At 55.0% G+C, this 21,428-nt stretch carries 13 protein-coding genes, 1 other RNA gene and 1 pseudogene; 10 read left to right on the plus strand and 5 right to left on the minus strand.

Annotation, left to right across the window (positions count from 1 at the left end; all coding sequences use genetic code 11):
- Positions 1-39: 39 nt before the first annotated feature.
- Both NQ495_RS05170 and NQ495_RS05175 read right to left on the minus strand, forming a co-directional pair.
- Positions 40-1,275 (minus strand): DUF4876 domain-containing protein, encoded by a 1,236-nt coding sequence (locus NQ495_RS05170; protein WP_009134013.1) that lies wholly within the window; start codon positions 1,273-1,275, stop codon positions 40-42.
- Between the two features lie 64 nt (positions 1,276-1,339).
- Positions 1,340-4,120, minus strand: a complete 2,781-nt coding sequence (locus tag NQ495_RS05175; RefSeq protein WP_009134012.1) for a TonB-dependent receptor — start codon at positions 4,118-4,120, stop codon at positions 1,340-1,342.
- Between the two features lie 480 nt (positions 4,121-4,600).
- Between NQ495_RS05175 and NQ495_RS05180 the strand changes: the two genes are divergently transcribed.
- The 5 genes from NQ495_RS05180 to NQ495_RS05200 all read left to right on the plus strand — a co-directional run bounded on the left by NQ495_RS05180 (position 4,601) and on the right by NQ495_RS05200 (position 13,042).
- Positions 4,601-7,285, plus strand: coding sequence for a S8 family serine peptidase (locus NQ495_RS05180; protein WP_259801980.1), 2,685 nt, complete (start codon positions 4,601-4,603; stop codon positions 7,283-7,285).
- Between the two features lie 24 nt (positions 7,286-7,309).
- Positions 7,310-8,299, plus strand: coding sequence for a PorV/PorQ family protein (locus NQ495_RS05185; RefSeq protein WP_009134010.1), 990 nt, complete (start codon positions 7,310-7,312; stop codon positions 8,297-8,299).
- A 114-nt stretch (positions 8,300-8,413) separates the two neighbouring features.
- Complete coding sequence (locus NQ495_RS05190; protein WP_009134009.1) at positions 8,414-9,841, plus strand: mechanosensitive ion channel family protein; 1,428 nt, start codon at positions 8,414-8,416, stop codon at positions 9,839-9,841.
- A 52-nt stretch (positions 9,842-9,893) separates the two neighbouring features.
- Positions 9,894-10,637 carry a 3-keto-disaccharide hydrolase gene (locus NQ495_RS05195; protein WP_009134008.1) on the plus strand — a complete coding sequence of 248 codons (744 nt, stop codon included), beginning with the start codon at positions 9,894-9,896 and terminating at the stop codon, positions 10,635-10,637.
- A 107-nt stretch (positions 10,638-10,744) separates the two neighbouring features.
- Complete coding sequence (locus tag NQ495_RS05200; RefSeq protein WP_009134007.1) at positions 10,745-13,042, plus strand: DUF5703 domain-containing protein; 2,298 nt, start codon at positions 10,745-10,747, stop codon at positions 13,040-13,042.
- A 174-nt stretch (positions 13,043-13,216) separates the two neighbouring features.
- On the opposite strand, the gene mltG is transcribed toward NQ495_RS05200, so the two are convergent.
- Positions 13,217-14,251 (minus strand): endolytic transglycosylase MltG, encoded by a 1,035-nt coding sequence (mltG, locus tag NQ495_RS05205; protein ID WP_009134006.1) that lies wholly within the window; start codon positions 14,249-14,251, stop codon positions 13,217-13,219.
- A gap of 208 nt (positions 14,252-14,459) precedes the next feature.
- On the opposite strand from mltG, the gene ffs reads away from it, so the two are divergent.
- The 5 genes and pseudogenes from ffs to NQ495_RS05230 all read left to right on the plus strand — a co-directional run bounded on the left by ffs (position 14,460) and on the right by NQ495_RS05230 (position 17,430).
- An RNA gene (gene ffs, locus NQ495_RS05210) (signal recognition particle sRNA small type) lies at positions 14,460-14,557 on the plus strand.
- 50 nt (positions 14,558-14,607) lie between these two features.
- Positions 14,608-15,210 carry an L-threonylcarbamoyladenylate synthase gene (locus NQ495_RS05215; protein ID WP_009134005.1) on the plus strand — a complete coding sequence of 201 codons (603 nt, stop codon included), beginning with the start codon at positions 14,608-14,610 and terminating at the stop codon, positions 15,208-15,210.
- Between the two features lie 11 nt (positions 15,211-15,221).
- Positions 15,222-15,836: a DUF4199 domain-containing protein gene (locus NQ495_RS05220; RefSeq protein ID WP_009134004.1), complete on the plus strand. Its 615-nt coding sequence runs from the start codon at positions 15,222-15,224 to the stop codon at positions 15,834-15,836.
- Positions 15,823-16,782, plus strand: a pseudogene (locus NQ495_RS05225) (glycosyltransferase family 2 protein); the annotation flags it as partial. The gene NQ495_RS05220 and the pseudogene NQ495_RS05225, both read left to right, overlap by 14 nt.
- Positions 16,783-16,971: 189 nt before the next feature.
- Complete coding sequence (locus NQ495_RS05230) at positions 16,972-17,430, plus strand: DUF4293 domain-containing protein (RefSeq protein ID WP_009134002.1); 459 nt, start codon at positions 16,972-16,974, stop codon at positions 17,428-17,430.
- Positions 17,431-17,623: 193 nt separating this feature from the next.
- Here NQ495_RS05230 and NQ495_RS05235 read toward each other — a convergent pair whose 3' ends face one another.
- Together NQ495_RS05235 and NQ495_RS05240 are read right to left on the minus strand one after the other, a co-directional pair.
- Entirely contained in the window at positions 17,624-18,274 is a 651-nt protein-coding gene (locus NQ495_RS05235) for a LolA family protein (protein ID WP_009134001.1), read from the minus strand.
- A gap of 11 nt (positions 18,275-18,285) precedes the next feature.
- Positions 18,286-21,339, minus strand: a complete 3,054-nt coding sequence (locus NQ495_RS05240; protein ID WP_009134000.1) for an FtsK/SpoIIIE family DNA translocase — start codon at positions 21,337-21,339, stop codon at positions 18,286-18,288.
- Positions 21,340-21,428: the final 89 nt, after the last annotated feature.

The following is a 21,428-nucleotide window of genomic DNA, read 5'->3' on the forward strand; positions in this document are numbered from 1 at the left end:
TGTGCAACGAAAAGTCATCTTCGGGTCTATCGATATTTTTTATTGCAACATAGAAGGTGTCGTGTGCGGAGTAAAGTCCTGGGTAGAATTGTTCGTATCCTGCAATTTACCATTGGAACCTGTTTTCCGGACAACAGCCGTGTTATACCGATTTTTATCGCTGTTATTCTCTGCGCACCACGTCCAACCGGCATCGATCGAAGAATCGATTACCAGCCATTCGAACATCGACGTCGGACTACAGTTAACAGCATCGACAATCCAAGCATTGGGGACTTTATAAGTATCAAGGGTTCTCTCCATCGTATAGTCCTCAAATGTCCATATATAAGTAGCCGTATACTTGTTATTTGTAAGAAAATCCTCTTTCGTTCCTTGCATCCTGGCAATCGCATAGGTCTCGGAACCACGATTATGGAAACCGGTAACGGTCAGCGAAGAAGAATACCATTTATCGAGATTGGGAGCAGGACCGTCCGTGTCGGGGTATACATCCGCCGCATCCCAATCGAAGAACTCGAAATCAGCCTTGCTCAGGTCGAACGAGCGGGAATTGTACTCCTTGTGGTTGATGCCGCATACGGCGATCAACAGATCTTCGCCCGGCTGCACCGGAACATCTTTCCCTGTCCCCGGAATCATAAAGACTGCACTGACCGAGAAATAATCTTTCATTATATTCGGGGTATAATCCTGCTTGTCATAAGGTTTGAATTCTGACAGCAAAATCGCCAAACTATCGGCATAAAGTATTTGATCCGAATTGTTCCGGATTTTAATGTACTGGTCATCACCGTATTGGTCTTCTTTATCAGTCGTAGTTCCCGTAAAAAACACTTCGGAAATCACGAAACCCTCCGACGGAGAATAGAAACTAGTCTGTGCCTCCGGAATCGTAGCGGTTTCACCGGCAATGGCGATTGACTCCTGGTAAGCCCTGAACCCGGAAGTCACTCGACTGCCATCGGTCGCAGTATAAGACAGGGTACCCTCCACACTAACCTTATACAAGCCTTCCGGAACAGTTGCCGAAACAGTCAGGACCGTAGCTTTGGTTACCGAGGTGACAGTTCCTTTATAGGTTGTACTGGTATTGATGTTAGTAAACAAGGCGGTTACATCCGAAACCGTACCGTCACTGGCCGTCTCGGGCAATGTCAGCGTCCAGTTCACTACGCTCTCAGGAATAGCGGGTTCATCGTCCTTACAAGAGGTCAGAATCACCGCCGACGCCACCAACAATAAGACACCGAAAATTCTGGTCATTTTTTTCATAATTCATCGTTTATTTAGGGTTTATAATCGATTATTTACAGATATTGCCTCACTTTCTATAACTTTATAAGTTAAAATTGATCTCCATACCGAAATATGGCATTTCACTCATCTGCCTAACTAACACACCGTTAAGACCTCTGTATTCATGCTTATACGAAAAGAGATGGTCGACAAACAATGCAAGTTGAATCCTCTCTTTAAAGAATTTTTTAGTCACTTTCAGATTCATCCCAACGTTGAACGGTTCTTCAATTCTTTCATTGAAATTAGATTCGGGATAGGTAATGATCAGCCATTGCAAATACATATCGTTCCGCGCTTCATCCACATTAAACGGATGACGCACTCCTTCCAAATCCATATATTCATCCGGAATACCCGTTCGGCGCAACGACCACGAACGATAGAGCCACATACATTCGATAGCGGCAGAGAAACCCAGCTTCAACCGTGGCAGATAGGTATCGAACATAAAGCGGGTATTGAATGAAATTTTCCGGGACCCATCCGGATCACTGTAATACCCTACATAGGGTACCCCCTGACCGCCCAGATTGACCGTCGGCCGGTACCAATAAGGTTCACTCTCGCTATAAAGTGTGCGAAACCAAGCCCCGTCAATCGTAATACGCGTCCGCAAAGCAGGAATACGTTTACTAGTAAACTGGTATTCAACACCTTCTTTAAAAAGACGTGTAGCATTGGATGCCATGCCATAAGATCCAAATGCCGTTACATCGGTATAAGGAAGATACTCAAGTTTCGGTGGAGCCGTTATCGCATCAGGATCGAGTCCCGTCGCATCATATTTACGGTAACTCATGGGCTGATAATACGTTGCCGTACGAAATCCAGACGTAATATCCTCCCTAAAATAGGTAATCGACAAACGATTTTCGCCATAAGAAATATCCCCGCGCACTTCCCATTTGAAATTTCGGGCTGCCTGCAGGTCATAATTTGTCCGATCTACCACATAAGTTTTTAAATTCAATCGCCTGTAATCGGGATTGGTATGGTAGTAATTCAGCTGCTGCCAATCGTAATAGAGCAAATCGGGATACAGGTAGGTCAGCGACGGTGTCATCGTATGCCACCCCATACCACCACCTATCTCGAACTGCAACGGCCGGTCGGCTACCATTAGCCGGGGGAACGACCAGCGCAGGTTGACGCGCGGATCGAAAAAGAATTTACCGTGCAAAGCATAGCTGTCCGCAAGATTCAACATGGTCGAAGCACGCAATCCGGCCTGCACCTCGAGTTTATGACGCGCAACGGGAATGACGCTACGATCCTCAAAAAAAAGGGAAAAATCATGTCCCGCCGGGATATTGTAATAAGGGCGCGGACGAGTCGTCATCGAAGGATAAATAGGAAAGAGAGGATCGTATATTTGTCCTTGCCCGTAATTTTTATTCATCTGCCAATCGCTCCCGATAAGCATATCGTGCTGAGCTTTATCCCCATGAGCGCTGAAACGTGCAATCAACTTGGTAAATGCACTAAACGGCAAACTTTCCGATCCTCCCGTAGCTACATATTGCGGCGTCAACCACGTCCCGTCATGTATGCCCTCGTCGGTAGAAAGCGGAGGTGTGGGTTGGGGGCCGGAAAGAGAAACATACCGGGTTCGGTCAATTACATCTTTTTGCAGACTGACCGAAGTATTCAGTTCCAGAGAACGAAAAAATCGTCCCGTTTTACTCAACCATGTCAAGTTATTGGCCCATGCATAACGGTTATAGGTCGATTTGTAGCTGTCCTCTTTATGGTAGTTGATCTCCGGGTCGATCTTCACGTTATCGAACGACCCACCGTAATCCAGATTTGAAGCATAAATCAACGAGCCGGATTTGTATTGCCATTCCTTTGAAAGACGGACCGACGTATTAAGACGTTTATAATTTTCCAGGGAATTCCTGGGATCAATTTTCGAATCGAAAAAATCTATGCCGACATTGAGGGTTAGCTTCCGTTTTTCCCATTCGAAACCTTTGCCCGCATAAACCAGTTTACCATACGTGTCTGCTTTAAAACGAGCATTAAATTTATTGCCTCCCTTCCGACGATCTATTTTGATCAACCCGCTGGTCAGGTCACCGTATTCGACCGACGGAATACCGCGCACGACCTCTACGCGCTCAATATCATCTGTGGGAATAGTCCGCATGTCCAATCCCCGACCGGTGGTATTACGGTTTGCAAGTCCATTATCAGTATTACCCGCGAGATACGACATATTGGCTTTAGTATTGATCGGTACACCGTCCATCAGGAACGAAGTGCCCAGCGACGAGATATCATAATCGGTACTGCTTCCATCCGTCTGGATTCCAGATCCCGCCTCCCTCAGGCGGATCAGGTTGGCAGCACCCATATTGGGAACCGTCGAACGTTCGCCCGGCAGCAACGATACCAGATCGGCAAAGCTCGACGGCTGCAGGTGCTCCATGGCCTGACGGTCGATCTTGGACGAGCTGGTCATCCCCCTGGACTCGGAAGCCGTCACCACCACCTCATCCAGATTTACGGCATCGGGTTCAAGGAGAGCCAGCCACGTAAAACTATCGTCCACAGGGATAACCTGCGTATAAGGTTTGTACCCTAAGAAAGTAACCCGTAATTTATAGCGTCCTGCCGCGACACGCTCGAACCGGCAAATACCCTGGTCGTCGCAGCTTCCCGACAGTATCCGCCCGTCGGATTCGCATGTAAGCAACACGGCGGCGAATCCGACGGGCAAATCCGTCTGGTGATTTTGTGCCTGTATGACAACCGTATACAAACCCGCCCGGGATTCCTGCTGTTGTCCCCGAACCGGGAAGACCAACAACATCATACAGTATAACAGGGTCAGTATCCGAACGCTTTTCAACACTTTTTCCGATTTTGCACGGGGCAAAAGTACGGGATGCCGTCAGGTGCCGAAATCCCCAAATATGGCTAATTCGGAGCCCGAGTATCCCCATAGGTGAGGATGCTCCGTTTTACAGCACTGTCATTCAATTCAATCCATTTTATATAACACTATCCGACATGCAATGATTCGCCAATAGCAGGCACCATGTGTCGGAACACCGATATAGGGTCCTGCATACCGCGCCTGAACTATACTCCTCCTGCCCCCATCCTCATTTTCAGCTATAAAACGACTCAAAATCCCTATTTTTGAGGACGGATGGTTTCCGCCAATCGCTATAATTTTGGGGCGTAAAATATAAAATGGAGAAAACATACGTGCTCCATAGCCAAATCCCCCAACTATTATCACACGATGAAATACCTCTACCATTACCTTTTTCTTACAACCAGCTTAATTTTGCTGGGCAACTGCACCAAGGACACCCTTCCCGGCACGGACACGACAACGCCTCCTTCCCTCGAAACCGATACGGGAGCAGAGGCTTTCGAAGGATGGATCCGGGTCAAATTCAAATCCGGCAACGATGAAATCGCCCCCGTTGTGACCAAAAGCGGCGCGCTCTCCACAGGTCTGGCTTCTGTCGACAATGCCGCACTGGCACTCGGAGCCAGGCAGATGAAAAGGGTCTTCCCACCCGCCGGACGCTTCGAGGAGCGTACCCGCAAGGAAGGACTGCACCTGTGGTACGACCTCTATTTCGACGAGAGTATTCCCGTAAGCAAGGCCGTCTCGGATTTTCGGCAATTGCCGGAAGTGGCGGTCGCCGAACCGATCTATAAGGCCAGTCTGATCCACCCCTCGGCTCCCGTCGAGGTTTCGGAAACAACGACGATATCCAGAGCCTCGCAAAACGCGCCTTATAACGATCCCCTGCTATCGAACCAGTGGCATTACGACAACGACGGCACCCTTCCCGATGCGCTTGCGGGAGCCGATATCAACCTGTTCCGGGCCTGGGAAATTACACAGGGTTCCCCGGAGGTTATCGTAGCCGTCGTGGACGGAGGCGTGGATTATGCCCACGAAGACTTGCAGGGCAATGTGGTCAATCCGGCGGAGCTGAACGGACAGCCCGGTATAGACGACGACGGAAACGGCTACATCGACGATTTTTACGGCTGGAATTTCATCGAAGACAACAACCAAATCGAGGTGGACAACCACGGTACCCATGTGGCCGGTACGATAGCTGCCGAAAACAACAACGGCATCGGAGTCTGCGGTGTGGCCGGCGGGCACGGCAACCATACCGGCACGCGAATCATCAGCTGCCAGATTTTCGGCACCCGGAACGGACAGGAGGTTTCGGGCAATTCGGCCCCGGCGATCAAATACGCCGCAGATGCCGGAGCGGTTATCTGCCAGAACAGCTGGGGTTATACCAACGCCACGAGCATGCCCCGCTCGGACCAAGAAGCGATCGAATACTTCATCAAATACGCCGGGACCGACGAAAACGGGAACCAGACCGGCCCGATGAAGGGCGGCATCGTGATTTTCGCGGCAGGCAACGAAGACCTCGACTACAAGACCTATCCGGCCTGTTACGAAAACGTCCTTTCGGTGGCGGCCATCGCCCCTGACTTCACCAAAAGCTGGTACTCCAACTATGCAGACTGGGTCGATATAGCGGCCCCGGGCGGCACTTATACCAGCGGCGGCAAGTATGCCACCGAATGCGCCGTTTACAGTACCATTACGAACAACAAATACGGTTACCTGCAGGGAACGTCGATGGCTTGCCCGCATGTATCGGGGATAGCCGCGCTAATCGTTTCGAAATTCGCCGCTCCCGGTTTCACCCCCGATCAGGTATGGGCGCATCTGACCAAACGCACCAGGGCGATCGGGCTCTACAACCCGTCTTATTTGAACAAACTCGGATCGGGACTGGCCGATGCATACATGGCCCTGGCCGAAGACCAGGGAATAGCCCCGGAGAAAGTAGCCCGCCTCGAATGCAGCCAAACAGCCGGGGCTATGGCCGTTACCTGGCCCGTATCGGCCGATGAGGACGATGGTACGGCGGATCACTACCTGCTCTATTGGAATACCGTTCCGCTGGAAAACTTTGACCCCGATAATCCGCCCGCAGGTACCCAATCGGCCTCTGTTCCCGGGACGCGGAACCTGCAACCCGGAGAATCGATGTCGCATACCCTGACCGGAATTGCAGGAGAGACCCGCTATTACGTAGCGATCATTGCTTCCGACGCATGGGGCAACCGCTCGGCCGCAACGACGACTTCAGTCGTCACACCGGTCAACGAACCGCCCGTCATCACGCGAGAAAGCGGAGACGGGATCATTGCGGTCGGATACAACCAGACCCGAAGCGTCACTTTCCGGTTATCCGATCCGGAAGGATACGGTTGCACGTACACGCTGGACGATCCTTCGGGCAGTTCCACGTCGAAAGAGGAGAACGGACGCGTACGCATCACGATCACCAATTACAAACGTCCCCCCGGCACCTATACGATGCGGCTGACCGCTACGGACCTGGGGGGAGCCGTTACCACACTCGACATTCCGTTAACGCTGGAAGCCAACCAACCTCCGCAGCTCACCGCTCCGCTGGAGAATGTCTATTTCAGCTCTTTACAGGAGGTGCAAACCCTCTATTTTTCATCGAATTTTTCCGATGAACGGGGTGCCGCTGCCATTACATACACGCTCGATTATGACGACCAGGCGCTCTATATCACCCCGCAAAACAGAGGTTTCAAAATCGCTCCGCTGAGGTACGGACCTGCCGAAGTGACTGTCACGGCACGCGACGAAGAGGGACTCACGAGCACCGCCTCATTTCAGGTTATGTCCCGCGACTATACCCGCGAAGTGGATCTCTATCCGAATCCCGTACAGGATAAACTCTCGATCCGCATGGGTAAGGAGGTTTCGGGTGAGATTCGCATACGGGCCGTCGCTCCCTCCGGACAGATCGTCTGGGACGGACAGGCCGCCATTTCGCCGTTCGCGCCCGCTTCGGTCGACCTTTCCGCACTGAGCGGCGGCAGCTATACGCTTTGGATCGAATACCAGGGCTCCAAAATTTCCCGGAATATCATCAAATTGTAACCTGACAAAACAGACCCGACGACAATGACCCGATCGATCTTCATACCCGGTATCACCTTATTGACGACTCTCTTGTGTACACTACCCGCACCGGCCCAAACAGGCAGCGGTTCGTTCCTGGAAATCGTTCCCGACGCACCGAGCGCCGGTATGGGCGGAACCGGAACGGCTTTACCGGCAAACGCCTTTTCTGTTTTCCACAATCCGGCCCAAACTCCGCTGACGGAGAAACAGGGGGAAGTAGGCTACAACATCGCCCCCTGGCTGCGCGACCTGGGGACAGGTCGAATCCAGCATACAGTCGGGGGATTTTACCGCCTCGGTGACAAGCAGGCCCTTTCGGCCGGTGTCCGGCTGCTGACCCTGCCGTCGAGCGACCTGACCGATGATTACGGGAACCAGCTCCGTACCACGCATCCGTACGATCTCTCCGTAAACGTCGGCTATTCCCGCACGGTAGCCCGCAATCTGGCCGTAGGGGCAACGGTCGGGTATATCCGTTCGTCGCTTGGTGAAAACCTCTCGGCAAACGGAGTAGCATTCGATGCAGGCGCCTATTACCGGCACGCGATCAGGGGATTGGGTGGCGAATCGAATTGGGCGCTGGGGCTCACCCTCGACAATATGGGAACGGCTCTCGATTACGGCGGCGGGAGTGCCCCGCTCCCGTGGAAACTACAACTCGGCGCAGCGGCCACTCTGGAGTTCTCCCCCCGGCACAGGCTTGAAGCGACGGCCGAAGGAGGTTACCGCTTCCGGCCTTCCGGCAACCGGAGTTTAAGCGGAGGCGTGGGTGCCGGTTATACCTTCGCCCGGCTGGCCACGGTACGGGCCGGTTATCATTTCGGCGACCAGGAGAAGGGAGACCCCCGGTACACGTCCTTCGGATGCGGTATCCATTTCTATCATTTCCATCTGGATGCCGCCTATTGGCTCAGCGGCACCGACTCCCCGGTACGCAACACCTGGATGCTGTCGCTGCGGATCGACCTGGGGCGGCGAAGCCGGCCGTAATCCCGGTCGCAATACCGATCCCGACGCTCCTACTTGGCGGCACTGATCCAGGTGCGACAGAACGATTCTGGCGGCATATTTGCAGGTTAGCGGTGATTACACACCGGCCGCCCCATGAAAAACGCTTTTACCCAAGAGGTCAACCAACTGCTCGTCAAACTCGGACTGCATCCCAATGCGGCCGACCTGCTCGACCGCCTCGTAATCATCGTGATTATCCTGCTGATAGCCTGGCTGGCGGATCTGTTCTGCCGCTTCGTGATCGTGGGAGGGATCGGGCACATTATCAAACATACCAAAGCCAAATGGGACGACGTTTTGCTGCATCCCCAGGTACTGCGCAAACTCACCTATCTAATACCGGTACTGATCGTTTACATGCTGCTGCCGCTGGCCCTTTCGGACAAGGCCGAAATCCTCGGCTGGCTCCGCAAGCTCTGCATCATTTACGGCATCGTCGTCGTACTGGTTTTCATCAACATTTTCCTGAAGGTACTTTTCGGCATCTTCCGCAACCAGGAAGCTTTCCGCGACAAACCGCTCAAAGGACTGGTACAGATCATGCAGGTAGGACTGGTCTGTATCGGCATTATCCTGACCATAAGCACCCTGCTCAACATATCGCCGCTGCACCTGCTGGCCGGACTGGGGGCTTCGGCCGCCATCCTGATGCTGATTTTCAAAGATTCGATACTCGGTTTCGTATCCGGCATCCAATTATCCATCAATGACATGCTCCGGGCCGGAGACTGGATCAGCATGCCCAAATACGACGTCGACGGCACCGTCCTCGACGTCTCGCTGACCACCGTCAAGATCGAGAACTTCGACAACACGGTGACCACCATCCCGCCCTACACGCTCACCAGCGATTCGTTCAAAAACTGGCGGGCCATGTCCGAATCGGGCGGACGGAGGGTGATGCGCTCGGTAAACATCGACATCAACAGCGTCCGTTTCTGCACGCCCGAAATGCTGGAAAAATACAAACGCTTCGCGCTGGTACGCGATTACATCGAACAGGAGGAAAACAAGCTGGAGACGCAACGAGCCAAGCTGAACCTCGATCCCGCAACGACATTCGACACACTGCGGCAAAGCAATATCGGCATTTTCCGGGCTTACCTGAACCTCTATCTCAAAAACCTAAAAGTGGTCAACCACGACCTCACCTGCATGGTGCGGCAATTGCAACCCACCGAAACAGGTATCCCGATACAACTCTATTTCTTCTCAAATATCAAGGAGTGGGTCGCTTACGAAGGGGTACAGGCCGACGTATTCGACCATGTAATGAGCGTTATCCGCGAATTCGACCTCTATATCTACCAAGGCTTTTCGGGGCAGGACCTGCAACAATCCATCTCCGGCACAGGTTTCGCAACCGCCCCCGCCCCGTCCCGGAGTAGCGCACTGTCATCCGCTCAGGCGACGGTCACCCCGGCCGATTCTTCCGGAACTTCACCCGCCGAGATATCCCGACCTGCGCCGCCGGAAACGAAATCTCCCTCCTCGTCCGATCCATCTCCCGCACGGACTTAAAACCGGAATAAAATCGTATCTTTGGATAGTGTTAACCCAAAATCCAAAACATATGAACCGACTATTCCCTCCCGTGACCTTACTGGCATTCTGCCTGTGTACCGGCGCTACCGCACAAACGGCAGCAAAGACATCCGCAACACCCTCTCCGAAAACAGCTCCGGCCGTGGTCACTCCCGCCCCCGGCGACGTGCTGATCCCGGCACCGTCCGATGCCCAGGTACTGTTCGACGGCAAAGACCTCGCGCAATGGTGCCGCAAGGACGGTTCACCCGCGGCATGGACCGTCGAGAACGGCGATATGGTCGTCAAGGCCAAAAGCGGAAATATCCAGACCAAACGCAATTTCGGGGATTGCCAGCTCCATATCGAATGGTGTACGCCCGAAAACGTATCGGACACCGGCCAATTGCGCAGCAACAGCGGAGTTTTCCTGCAAAGCCTTTATGAAGTGCAGATCCTGGACAGCTACCTCAACGACACGTACTGGAACGGACAGGCCGGCAGCATCTACAAGCAATACGCGCCGCTGGTCAACGCAACCAAAGCGCCGGGCCAGTGGAACGTCTACGACATTATCTATACCGCCCCGCGTTTCAACGCCGACGGTTCGCTGCTGTCGGCCGCCCGGATCACCGTCCTGCAAAACGGCGTTCTGGTCCAGAACAACACCACGATCAAAGGCACGACTTTCCTCGAACATCCCGCCTACACCGCACACGGCGATGCTCCGATCATGCTGCAGGACCACGGCAATGCCGTCCGCTTCCGCAACATCTGGATCCGGGAACTGTAGCCCCCGGACAGGGATAAACGTTCCGCGAACGCGTATAATCCAGACCATCACACCCGGCAGGCACCTATGTAATTTTTCACCCCGTTAACCTTCAAACCCGATTTCCGATGAATATCAGGCCGATTGTTTTTTATCTTTTTCTCCTGACCCTGATCCTCACTTTCCCCTGTCTTTCGCAAGCCCAAACCATCGGCGACTACGATGTGGTGTGGCGCTCTCCCTCCTCCGATGCTTCGGGAGCCATGCCGCTGGGCAACGGCGAACTGGGAATCAACCTGTGGGTGGAACCTTCGGGCGACCTGCTGTTCTACCTCTCCCGGACCGATTCGTGGAGTGAAACGGGCCGCCTGCTGAAATTGGGTAAAGTCCGGGTCAGCCTGTCGCCCAATCCGTTTGCAGCGGGTTGCGCTTTCACTCAACGGCTCAACCTCCAACAGGGAACGATCGAAATCACCGGCGAACAGGGAAAAGAGCGGACGAAACTCACGGTCTTTGCCGATCCCGGCGCGCCAGTATTGCACCTGCTCTGCACATCGAGCCGCCCGGTAAATGTCACGGCCACTTCGGAACCGTGGCGCACCGCGCCGTACGACATTCCCAAAGAGGACAGCCTGCTGGGGATCAACTCTGCATGGCCGCGCACAGGTACCTACGATTACACACAGGCGGTAGAATCAGCCGACCAGACCCTGTCCGATCCCGATGCCGTGGTGTGGTACCACCGCAACGAACACTCGACCTATCCGCTGACGCTCGACCTGATGGAACTGCATTCGCTCGCGTCCCGGTTCGACGATCCGCTGCTGCACCGAACTTTCGGGGTGCGGATGAGCGGCGCGGGATTCGTCAAGCGATCGCCGCTGGAGATCGCCACCGCCTGGCCGGTCAAGCATTTCGACCTGCGGCTGGTAACCTGTACCGCACAAACACCCGATATCGCGACCTGGGAACAGCAGCTCCGGGCAACCGAGCGGAGTGCGGCAAACGGCAGGAAGGCTCTGGCAGCCAACCGGCAATGGTGGAAAAATTTCTGGGACAAAAGCTTCATCTTCGTCGAAACGCCGGACATAGACACGGGATTCCGCATCACACAATCCTATTTGCTGCAAAGCTGGATGTCGGCCTGCGGCGGCCGGGGAGCCTACCCGATCAAATTCAACGGGGGTATCTTTACGGTCGACCCGGTCTTTACCGACACGAAAATCAGGGCGAATGCCGATCACCGCAACTGGGGCGGCGACTACTGGTGGCAGAATACCCGGCTGATGTACTACCCAATGCTCGCCTCGAGCGATTTTGAAATGATGCTGCCGCTGTTCAGATTCTATCAGGACCGCCTGGCCTCTTTCCGCACGATTGCAAACGAATATATGGATGCCGAGGGTGCGGTAATCCCTGAAACGTCGTCGATCTTCGGCCTCTACCGTCCCGGCGACTACGGCTGGGACCGAACCGGACGGCAGAAAGGCGACATCCGGAACATGTATGTCCGCCATGCCTGGAACGGCAGTCTGGAATTGGTATCGATGATGCTCGATTACTACGACTATACTGGCGATACGGCATTCGTCCGGACACGACTGGTTCCGGTAGCCACCGAAGTGCTGCGCTACTTCGACACCAAATTTCCCAAGGATGCCGACGGCACGATCCGCATCACGCCGACCCAGGCGCTCGAAACCTACTGGTACGACATGGTCAACGACCTGCCCTGCGTAGCCGGACTGCACGCCGTGCTGCCCCGGCTGCTGGCGCTGCCGCACGGAACGGCCGCCCTTCCGGAGCAGGCCCGCTGGAACCGGATGCAACGGCAACTGCCGCCGATGCCCGTTGAAATACGCGACGGACAAAAGCGATTCGCCCCGGCCGAACAGTACGACCCGAAAAAGAACAATACGGAAGTACCGGAGCTTTACGGCGTCTTCCCGTTCGACCTATGCAATTTCACCACGCCCGACGCACAAATCGGAATCGACACCTACAACGCCCGTACCGAACGCGGTTTCTACGGTTGGCGGCAGGACGGCCAGATGGCCGCCCTGCTCGGGCTGACCGAGCAAGCCGCCGAATGCCTCGCGCACAAGACCGAGAATTCGCACCCGAATCACCGTTTCCCGGCCTACTGGGGGCCCAATTTCGACTGGACTCCGGACCAGAACCACGGAGGCAACCTGCTCACCACCCTGCAAACTATGGTCCTGCAAAGCCACGGCAACAGCGTCTACCTGCTGCCAGCATTTCCCAAACGCTGGAACGTACGTTTCAGGTTGCACACACGGGGAAGAGGCATCGCAGAAGGCTCCTACCGCAACGGAAAATGGGAAACGGAACCGGCACTGAAAGGTGCATCCGGTTACACGTTGAAAAGCGCCCCAGGTTTCGAACGGGCGCGTGAAATCGAATGAAATATCCGACGACGATCCTCAGCCTGTGATTTTCTGTCCCCGATGAACCTTCCGTTCACCGACCGACGCGGAATCGCCAACACGATCGAAGCATCTCTCAACTGCCGGTACCGGGTTAAACCTCATGTTATAGATTTACTATAATATTAACCCCTATAGAGGTTCCGGTTCGATTCAGCGGATCCCCCGCCGGTTCAATGCACGGGCATAGGCCTGCGCATTGCGGTTGTGTTCGGCCAACGTCCGAGCAAAGGCATGCGCGCCGGACAGGTCGTCTTTCGCACAGAAATAGAGGTAATCGTGGTTCTCGAAATCGACAACGCCGTCCAACGCATCGATCGACGGCATACAGATCGGACCGGGCGGTAACCCGGGATATTTGTAGGTATTGTACGGAGAATCGACCTCGAGATGGCGGTTCAGCACCCGCCGGAGCGCAAAATCTCCTACCGCGTACTTTACCGTCGGATCGGCCTGCAGCGGCATACCCCGCTTCAAGCGGTTGACATAAACCCCGGCCACGCGCGGCATTTCATTCTTGCGCTTGGTCTCCTCATAAACAATGGAAGCGAGGATATACGCCTGCTGCCGCGTCAAGCCGCTGCGCGAAAGCTTCGCATCGCGCGATGTCCAGAATTTGTCGGACTCCTGCCGCATGCGTTGCAGGAATGTATCGGGAGAGGTATTCCAGAAGAATTCGTACGTATTGGGAATACAGAGCGTCAGGATCGTCTGTGGCGTAAGGCCGTATACCCGGGCAAGCGAATCGGAGGTCAGCGCCGCGAGCCATGCGGCGGAATCGGGTTCGAGCTTACGCGCGAGGACACCGGCCAACCGGTCAGGTGTCCGGATGTTGTTGAACGTCACACGTACCGGAACTTGCCACCCAAGACGCAGCATACGGACCGTACGCACGTAACTCATCCCCTCTTTGAGCTCGTACCGCCCCGCCTTCAGTGGCGTATCAAGCCCGTGACGGCGTGCCATACGGGCAAAAGCCGTTTCGTTGCGCAATACCTCGTGACGGCGCAAAGAGTCCATCAGCTGGGTAAAACTCGCGCCGGTCGGAACATAAACCACACCGCTGCGCTCCACCGCGGTCGCCCAGTAATAGCGGCCCAGCGAAAGCCCCGCTGCCCCCAGCACGGTTACGATAAGTATTAGGCTGCCGAGCAGCACCCACCCTTTGCGGTTCAATCTCTTTTTCATCCGTTTGTCCGTTTGTTTTTTCGTTCGGGCAACCGTTCTCCAACGCGCTGCAAAAGCCCGGCCCGGATCGGGAAATTCCGTCCACTCCCGGTTACAGGATATGACCGCCGGAATATTACCGGGCCGTTTCCGCTGCAAATGTAGGAAAAAAGAGGATTACGACGGGAAATTGTTTGGCGAATGGGATAAAATTGCCTACTTTTGTACCGGGTAAGTCTTATACGACCAGCTCCTGCTGAATCCCCCAGGGTCGGAAGACAGCAAGGGTAGGCGGTTGTAGCGGTGCGATATAAGTAGCTTACCCATTTTTTATTTCGGCAATTTGCGGTAACTTAGGGCCGTTTAACCCTGACTCCATGCTGATCAGAATTTATCCGGAAAATCCCAACGAGAAGGCGATAGCCCAAGTGGTGGATATCCTGCGCCGCGACGGTGTGATCGTCTATCCGACCGACAGCGTCTATGCTTTCGGCTGCTCGCTGCACAGTACCCGCGCGATCGAGCGCATCCGCACGCTGACCGGCAAGCAGGGCGACGATTTTTCGATCATCTGCCACGATCTGAGCGGCATCGCCGCTTATGCGCGTGTAGACACGCCCACGTTCAAGCTGATGAAACGGAATCTTCCGGGTCCCTTTACCTTCCTGCTCAGTGCGTCGAACAAAGTCCCCGACAAATTCCTCGACCGCAAAAAGACGGTCGGCGTCCGGATCCCTGCGAACGGCATCCCGCTGGCCATCGTCGAGGCATTGGGCAATCCGTTGGTGACCGCCTCTGTCAAAACCCCCGGTCCCGAAACCGAATACACGACCGATCCCTCGCTGATTTACGAACGCTACGGCGACCGCGTCGACATGGTGGTCGACGGAGGCTACGGCAACGCCGAGCCGAGCACGATCGTCGATTGCACGGGCGATGAGCCCGAGATCATACGCGAAGGGATCGGCGAACTGATATAACAAACGACATCATGACACCGAACCATACTCAAAATTCTGTCCCGGTCGATCCGAACCGCAAAAAGCTGGTCTGGAAAGAGGCCGCTACGGGCGGGCTGTACCTCGGCCTGGCACTGGTCGCCGTGATGGTGATCAGCTACCTCGGGCGCATGGACGCCACCCTCTCCTGGGTGCCGGGCCTGCTGAATTTCGCCGCACTGGTGCTCTTCATCCTTTTCTACGCGCGCAAAGTCTCCCACTATTACGCTTCGACGGGATTTTACTATCCGCAAAGCCTGGCGTTCATCCTCAAGATGATGCTCTTCGCCGGGGTCCTGGCGGGCGTCGGACAATTCATCCTGCAAAATTACGTCGATCCCGGTTACTACACCTCCGTAATCGAAACGACGCTTAAGGAGAGCGGCTTTAAAGAGGAGGACATCAGCCTGACGATGGAAACCGGCGTAATGAGAAATCCTATCGTCATGGCACTGAGCGGCGCAATCAGCATGCTGCTTTACGGCGGCATGATCGGGCTCGTCGTATCGGCATTCGTCAAACGGCCGCCGGCAGCTCCCGCACCCAAGCAGGAACCGGACCCGTCCGATTCAAATCCTGGTAATTCCACTTCCCATGGCAACGACTAATCCCGACATCTCCGTAGTAGTCCCGCTGTACAACGAGCAGGAGTCGCTTCCCGAACTGCTCGCGTGGATCCGGCGTGTGATGGAAGCCAACAGCTACTCGTTCGAGGTGATTTTCATCGACGACGGCAGCAGTGACAATTCGTGGAACATCGTCCGTTCGCTGCGGCGCAACGATCCGAACGTCCGGGGAATCCGTTTCCGCCGCAATTACGGCAAATCGGCCGCGCTCTATTGCGGATTCGAAGCCGCACGGGGGAACGTGGTCATCACGATGGACGCAGACCTGCAGGACTCGCCCGACGAAATTCCGGAGCTCTACCGCATGATCACGCTCGAGCGCTACGACCTGGTGAGCGGTTGGAAAAAGCAGCGCCACGATCCGCTGGGCAAAACCCTGCCGAGCAAATTCTTCAACTTCTGTGCTCGCACCGCTTCGGGTATCCGCCTGCACGACTTCAACTGCGGTCTGAAAGCCTACCGCAATAAAGTGGTCAAAAGCATCGAAGTTTACGGCGAAATGCATCGGTTTATTCCGCTGCTGGCCAAAAGCGCCGGTTTCCGGCAAATCGGGGAGAAGGTCGTCCAGCACCGCGCACGCAAGTACGGGGTGTCGAAGTTCGGCTGGGAACGCATGATCAAAGGGTACCTGGATCTGGTAACGGTCATGTTCATGTCGAAATTCGGCAAAAGCCCGATGTACTTTTTCGGAGGGCTGGGTACCCTGATGTTCCTCGTGGGCGGGAGTACGGCTATCGCACTGATCGCCGACAAACTTTACAAACAGGCCCATGCGCTGCCGATCCGGGGCGTAACCGACCAACCGCTGTTTTTCATCGCGATTACCGCCGTGATCATCGGCGTACAATTATTCCTCGCCGGATTTCTGGGCGAACTGATCGGACGAAACTCTGGCGAACGGAACCGTTACCTGATCGACGAAAGGATCGAGGCGGGAGAGAGTCAAGACGCCGATACGGAAACCCCGACTACGGCGCCATCCGAACGCAAAAAGTCCGGCAGCAAAAACATGGCGCCACCTCCCGGCAGTAACGATATACCATCCCCCGCACAGACAGAGCGGGACTTGTTTTCGATCTAAAAACACTAACCCATTTCCACTTAACCGGTTTTCACCATGATCCAACGAGTCCAGACCTTATACCTGCTGATCGCCGCCATCTTCACGGGTATTTTGTTATTCATGCCGATGGCCTCCTTCTGCGGCGTAGTTTTGGCAGGCGACCTTACAGCGTGGCAGATCGAATTGACCGATGCCGCCGGCAATACGCTGATTCAACCGATTCACCTTCTCGGAATCCTGTTACTTTGTGCCGCGCTACTACCCTTAATCACGATCTTTCTCTTCCGGAAACGCAAATTGCAAATGCGGCTATGCCTGATCGAAGTCTGTTTATTGATCGCTTCGTTCGGCACTTTCGCTTACTACTACACGCAGCAGAACAACGACGAAATGGAAAAAACGGTTTCACCGCTGCTGTTCCTGTTGATCGTAGCCATCGCCTCTGTGCTGATGGCACGCTGGCGTATCGCCAAGGACGAAGCGCTCGTCCGCTCGCTGGACCGCATCCGCTAAACGTTCCGGCAAAGAACCCCGGCAAAAAAATCAACGATTAGAGATTTCCCGAATTTACCGCATACAACAGGGGCTGTGCAAAATGCACAGCCCCTGTTGTATGCCAACGATAATACCGGACGGAGAAACCTGCCAAAGAAAAGGACAAAACAGGAACCATCCCCTGGCCAGCACAAACTCCTCCGGCAACGCATTACCGGAAATCGATCACTTCGACCCCTTTGTGTTTGCTTTTATCGAATGTAAAGGCGGCAGCCTGCGCCGGAACATTCGGCGTAATCTTCCGGATCGTAATGCGGGCGGCATCCGAATCCTCCATATTATAGACCACTCCCAACGGCAATTTCGTTACGGGGTCGAGCTGCAAAAGGATCGAAGCATATCCGGATCCGGACTGTTTCGGGGTCAGCCGCACCACCTCGGCATTTTTACCGCCGACAATAGCCGTTCCCTGATAAACGTGGTTGAAATCCTGATCATAAAGCCGGAAAAAACGGGCCGGATTCGACAAAATGTTATTGTCCGAAGGGTCGGGCGTCTCGATGACCACTTCGTTATCGCGCGAATTATAGGTCTGGCGCACTTTGCCGTCGAAAAAGACCTCAGCCCCGTTCACGCTCACATAATAACGATTCCCGCTCACGACGATCCTCCCCGGCATGTCACCGAACTCCTGGTCCATCCTCACCGTAAACTGCACCTCATAGCTGTTATAACCGTTCATCCGGGTAGTCAGCGCATCGAGCAGGGTTTTGGACTTGGCATCGGCATAGGCCGCACCGCAGGCCAGCGATCCGGCCAACAACAGGCAAAGGAATCGGTATAACTTCAAATACGGCTTCATCTCCGGTGCTTTTAATCGTTCATATGCGCGAGCAAATGCTCCAGCGACATGACGTCCTGAATCAACACCTCACGCGGTTTGCTCCCTTCGGCACGGCCCACGACACCCGCCATCTCCAACTGGTCCATGATGCGTCCCGCCCGGTTATAGCCGATCGAGAAACGGCGCTGGATCGACGAAGTGGAACCCTGCTGGTTCTGCACGACGAAGTGGGCTACCTCATCGAACATCGCATCGAGCTGCGAAAGGTCGTTCGCCCTATTGCCGCCCGCCGAACCGCCGTTATCCGCCGAATCGGGATTGTATTCGGGCAGTTCGTAAGCACCGAGATACCCGCGTTGGTTGCTGATGAATTCGGTGATCCGTTCGATTTCCGGCGTATCGACGAATGCACACTGCACACGCGTCAGGTCGTTGCCTGTCGAGACGAGCATGTCCCCGCGGCCGATCAACTGATTCGCTCCCGGCTGGTCGATAATCGTCCGCGAGTCGATCATCGAGGTGACGCGGAAAGCGATACGCGCCGGGAAGTTCGCTTTGATTACGCCCGTGATGATATTCGTCGTCGGGCGCTGCGTGGCGATCACCAAATGGATGCCCACCGCACGGGCCAGCTGCGCGATACGCGCGATCGGCGTTTCGACTTCACGGCCGGCGGTCATGATCAGGTCGGCAAACTCGTCGATCACGACGATAATATAGGGTAGAAACCGGTGTCCCTTCTGCGGGTTGAGCTTGCGGTGCCTGAATTTGTCGTTGTACTCCTTCACATGGCGCACTTCGGCCTTACGCAGTAGGTCGTAGCGGGCGTCCATTTCGATACAGAGCGAATTGAGCGTATAGATCACCTTGTGCGTATCGGTGATGATCGCATCGTCCTCACCCGGCAACTTGGCCAAAAAATGGCGTTCGAGCTTGCCGTACAACGTCAGCTCGACCTTCTTCGGGTCCACCAACACGAGTTTCAGTTCCGAAGGATGTTTCTTGTACAGGAGCGAAGTAATGATCGCATTGAGGCCGACCGATTTACCCTGCCCCGTAGCACCGGCCACCAGCAGGTGCGGCATCTTGGCCAGGTCGATTACGAATGTTTCGTCCTGAATCGTCTTACCCAGTACGACGGGGATATCGTAGGTCGACTCCTGGAATTTCGCCGATTTAATGACCGAAAACATCGAAACCACCTTCTTGTCCTTATTCGGCACCTCGATACCGATCGTACCCTTGCCGGGAATCGGCGCAATGATACGGATACCGAGAGCGGAAAGACTCAGCGCGATATCGTCCTCCAGGTTCTTGATCTTAGAGATCCGCACGCCGGGCGCCGGGACGATCTCGTACAGGGTAACGGTCGGGCCGATCGTCGCCTTCACCTTGTCGATCTTGATACCGAAATTCTCCAGCGTCTCCTTGATCCGGTTCTTATTCTCAACGATCTCTTCACTGGTCACGCTCACCTCCACCGTATGGTCCTCGAGCAGTTCGAGCGGCGGCCGTTGGTACGACGACAGGTCGAGCGTCGGGTCGTACAGCGCATTCTCGATCTCCTCCTCCGACAAAATCTTATCTCCCGGCAGGCGGTCGACGGTCATATCGGCCGAACTCTCGATCGCGGTATCCTGCGGCACCGCCGCGACAAAGTCGGCTCCGCCCGCAGACGGCACATTTCCGGACGCCACTCCGGACGGACTGTCCGCCGTTTCCGCAAACGGAGGAACAGGATCGGCCTTGAACGGATTATCGGTTCCGTCATTTCGCCTGACGGGATAATCGCCGGGCATCGCACCCGCCGCCGGGGCATCCGGCCAGCCTCCTGCAGACACACCTGCCGGCTGTTCCGGCTCTCCGTCTCCGGCAGCGTATTGGATGGTGAAACCGTTTTCATCCACTTTTTCGAATGCTCCGGAGCTTCCGTCCGCCGCAGTGACAGACATGCCCGATCCCGAAATTTGAGCGTCACTGCCCGTCCCGAAAATCCCGGTCAACCCGGGCGCCGATGCATCCGAATTTTCAACCGGCAGGCCGGTAATCTCGAATCCGTTCTCATCCACCCTCGTAACCGGCTGTAAAGGCTGCACGTTAGAATCAGACTCTTCAACGGGCTTAATGATCACAAAACCGTCTTCATCGGTCTGTTCGGCCACACGCGGTACCTGATCGTAAAAATCTTCGCCGACCGTGTTCGGCACCGACGCCCCCGGAATAATCACCGAAAAGCCTTCTTCGTCGGTAATCACGCCCGGTTGGCCCCCGGACGGTGCCAAAGGCGAACCGGGGCAAGACGCAGATGCCCCGGCACTCTCTCCTTCTCCTGTTTGTTTCGTTCCGTTTTTGCCGGCAGAAACATCCGCTCCGACAACATTGTCAAACGATTCATCACCCTCTTTGCGCGAGTCGTGCGGCAATAAATCCGCAGCGGTCGAAGTAATCACTTCACCGAGCTTCTTACTGTTGTCGACCATCCCTTTGCCAAGGCGGTTGATCACGCCGATCGTATTGCGGTTGATATAGACGGCATAAATTACGAAAGCCAATGCCAGCAGCAGTCCGGTGCCCAGTACGCCGATGAGCGAATTAAGCCATCGGGCGACATAGATCCCCTGCGCACCACCGAGCCCGGTTCCGAAAACGCCCCATGCATCTCCGAAAATATAGCCGAGCGCGAGCGACCCGAGAATCATCAGCACCAGCATAAGCCGCACCGACTTGCGCAGCAGCATCGGACGGTAACGCATAATCCGCAGGGAAAGGACGATCAGCACGATCGGGATACAAATCCCGAAGAGGCCGAACCATTCGCCGACGATATAATTCGCCGTTACCGCACCCAACTTGCCACCCCAATTGCTCACCGGATCCTGCGTCGCATCGAACACCTGCCCGAACCTGGCGACAGCCTGGTCTTTGCTCCAATAGATGAAATAGGAGACGACGGATACCAGTATGAACAAGGCCACGGCCAGCAATGCAAAACCGTACGACCACCGCTGGGTGTCGCTCAGTCCCTGTTGCCGGGGTTGTCTCCCCTCCGCCGCTGCGGGCTTCTTTTTTGCCGCTGTCGCCATATATTCGGTAAAAAACTAAAAGATATTTTTCGATAAATTTATGGAATACCACGCCTGTATCCGCCCATTCCGCTGTCCCGGCAAACCGT

The sequence above is a fragment of the Alistipes indistinctus YIT 12060 genome (assembly GCF_025144995.1).
GTDB lineage: Bacteria > Bacteroidota > Bacteroidia > Bacteroidales > Rikenellaceae > Alistipes_A > Alistipes_A indistinctus.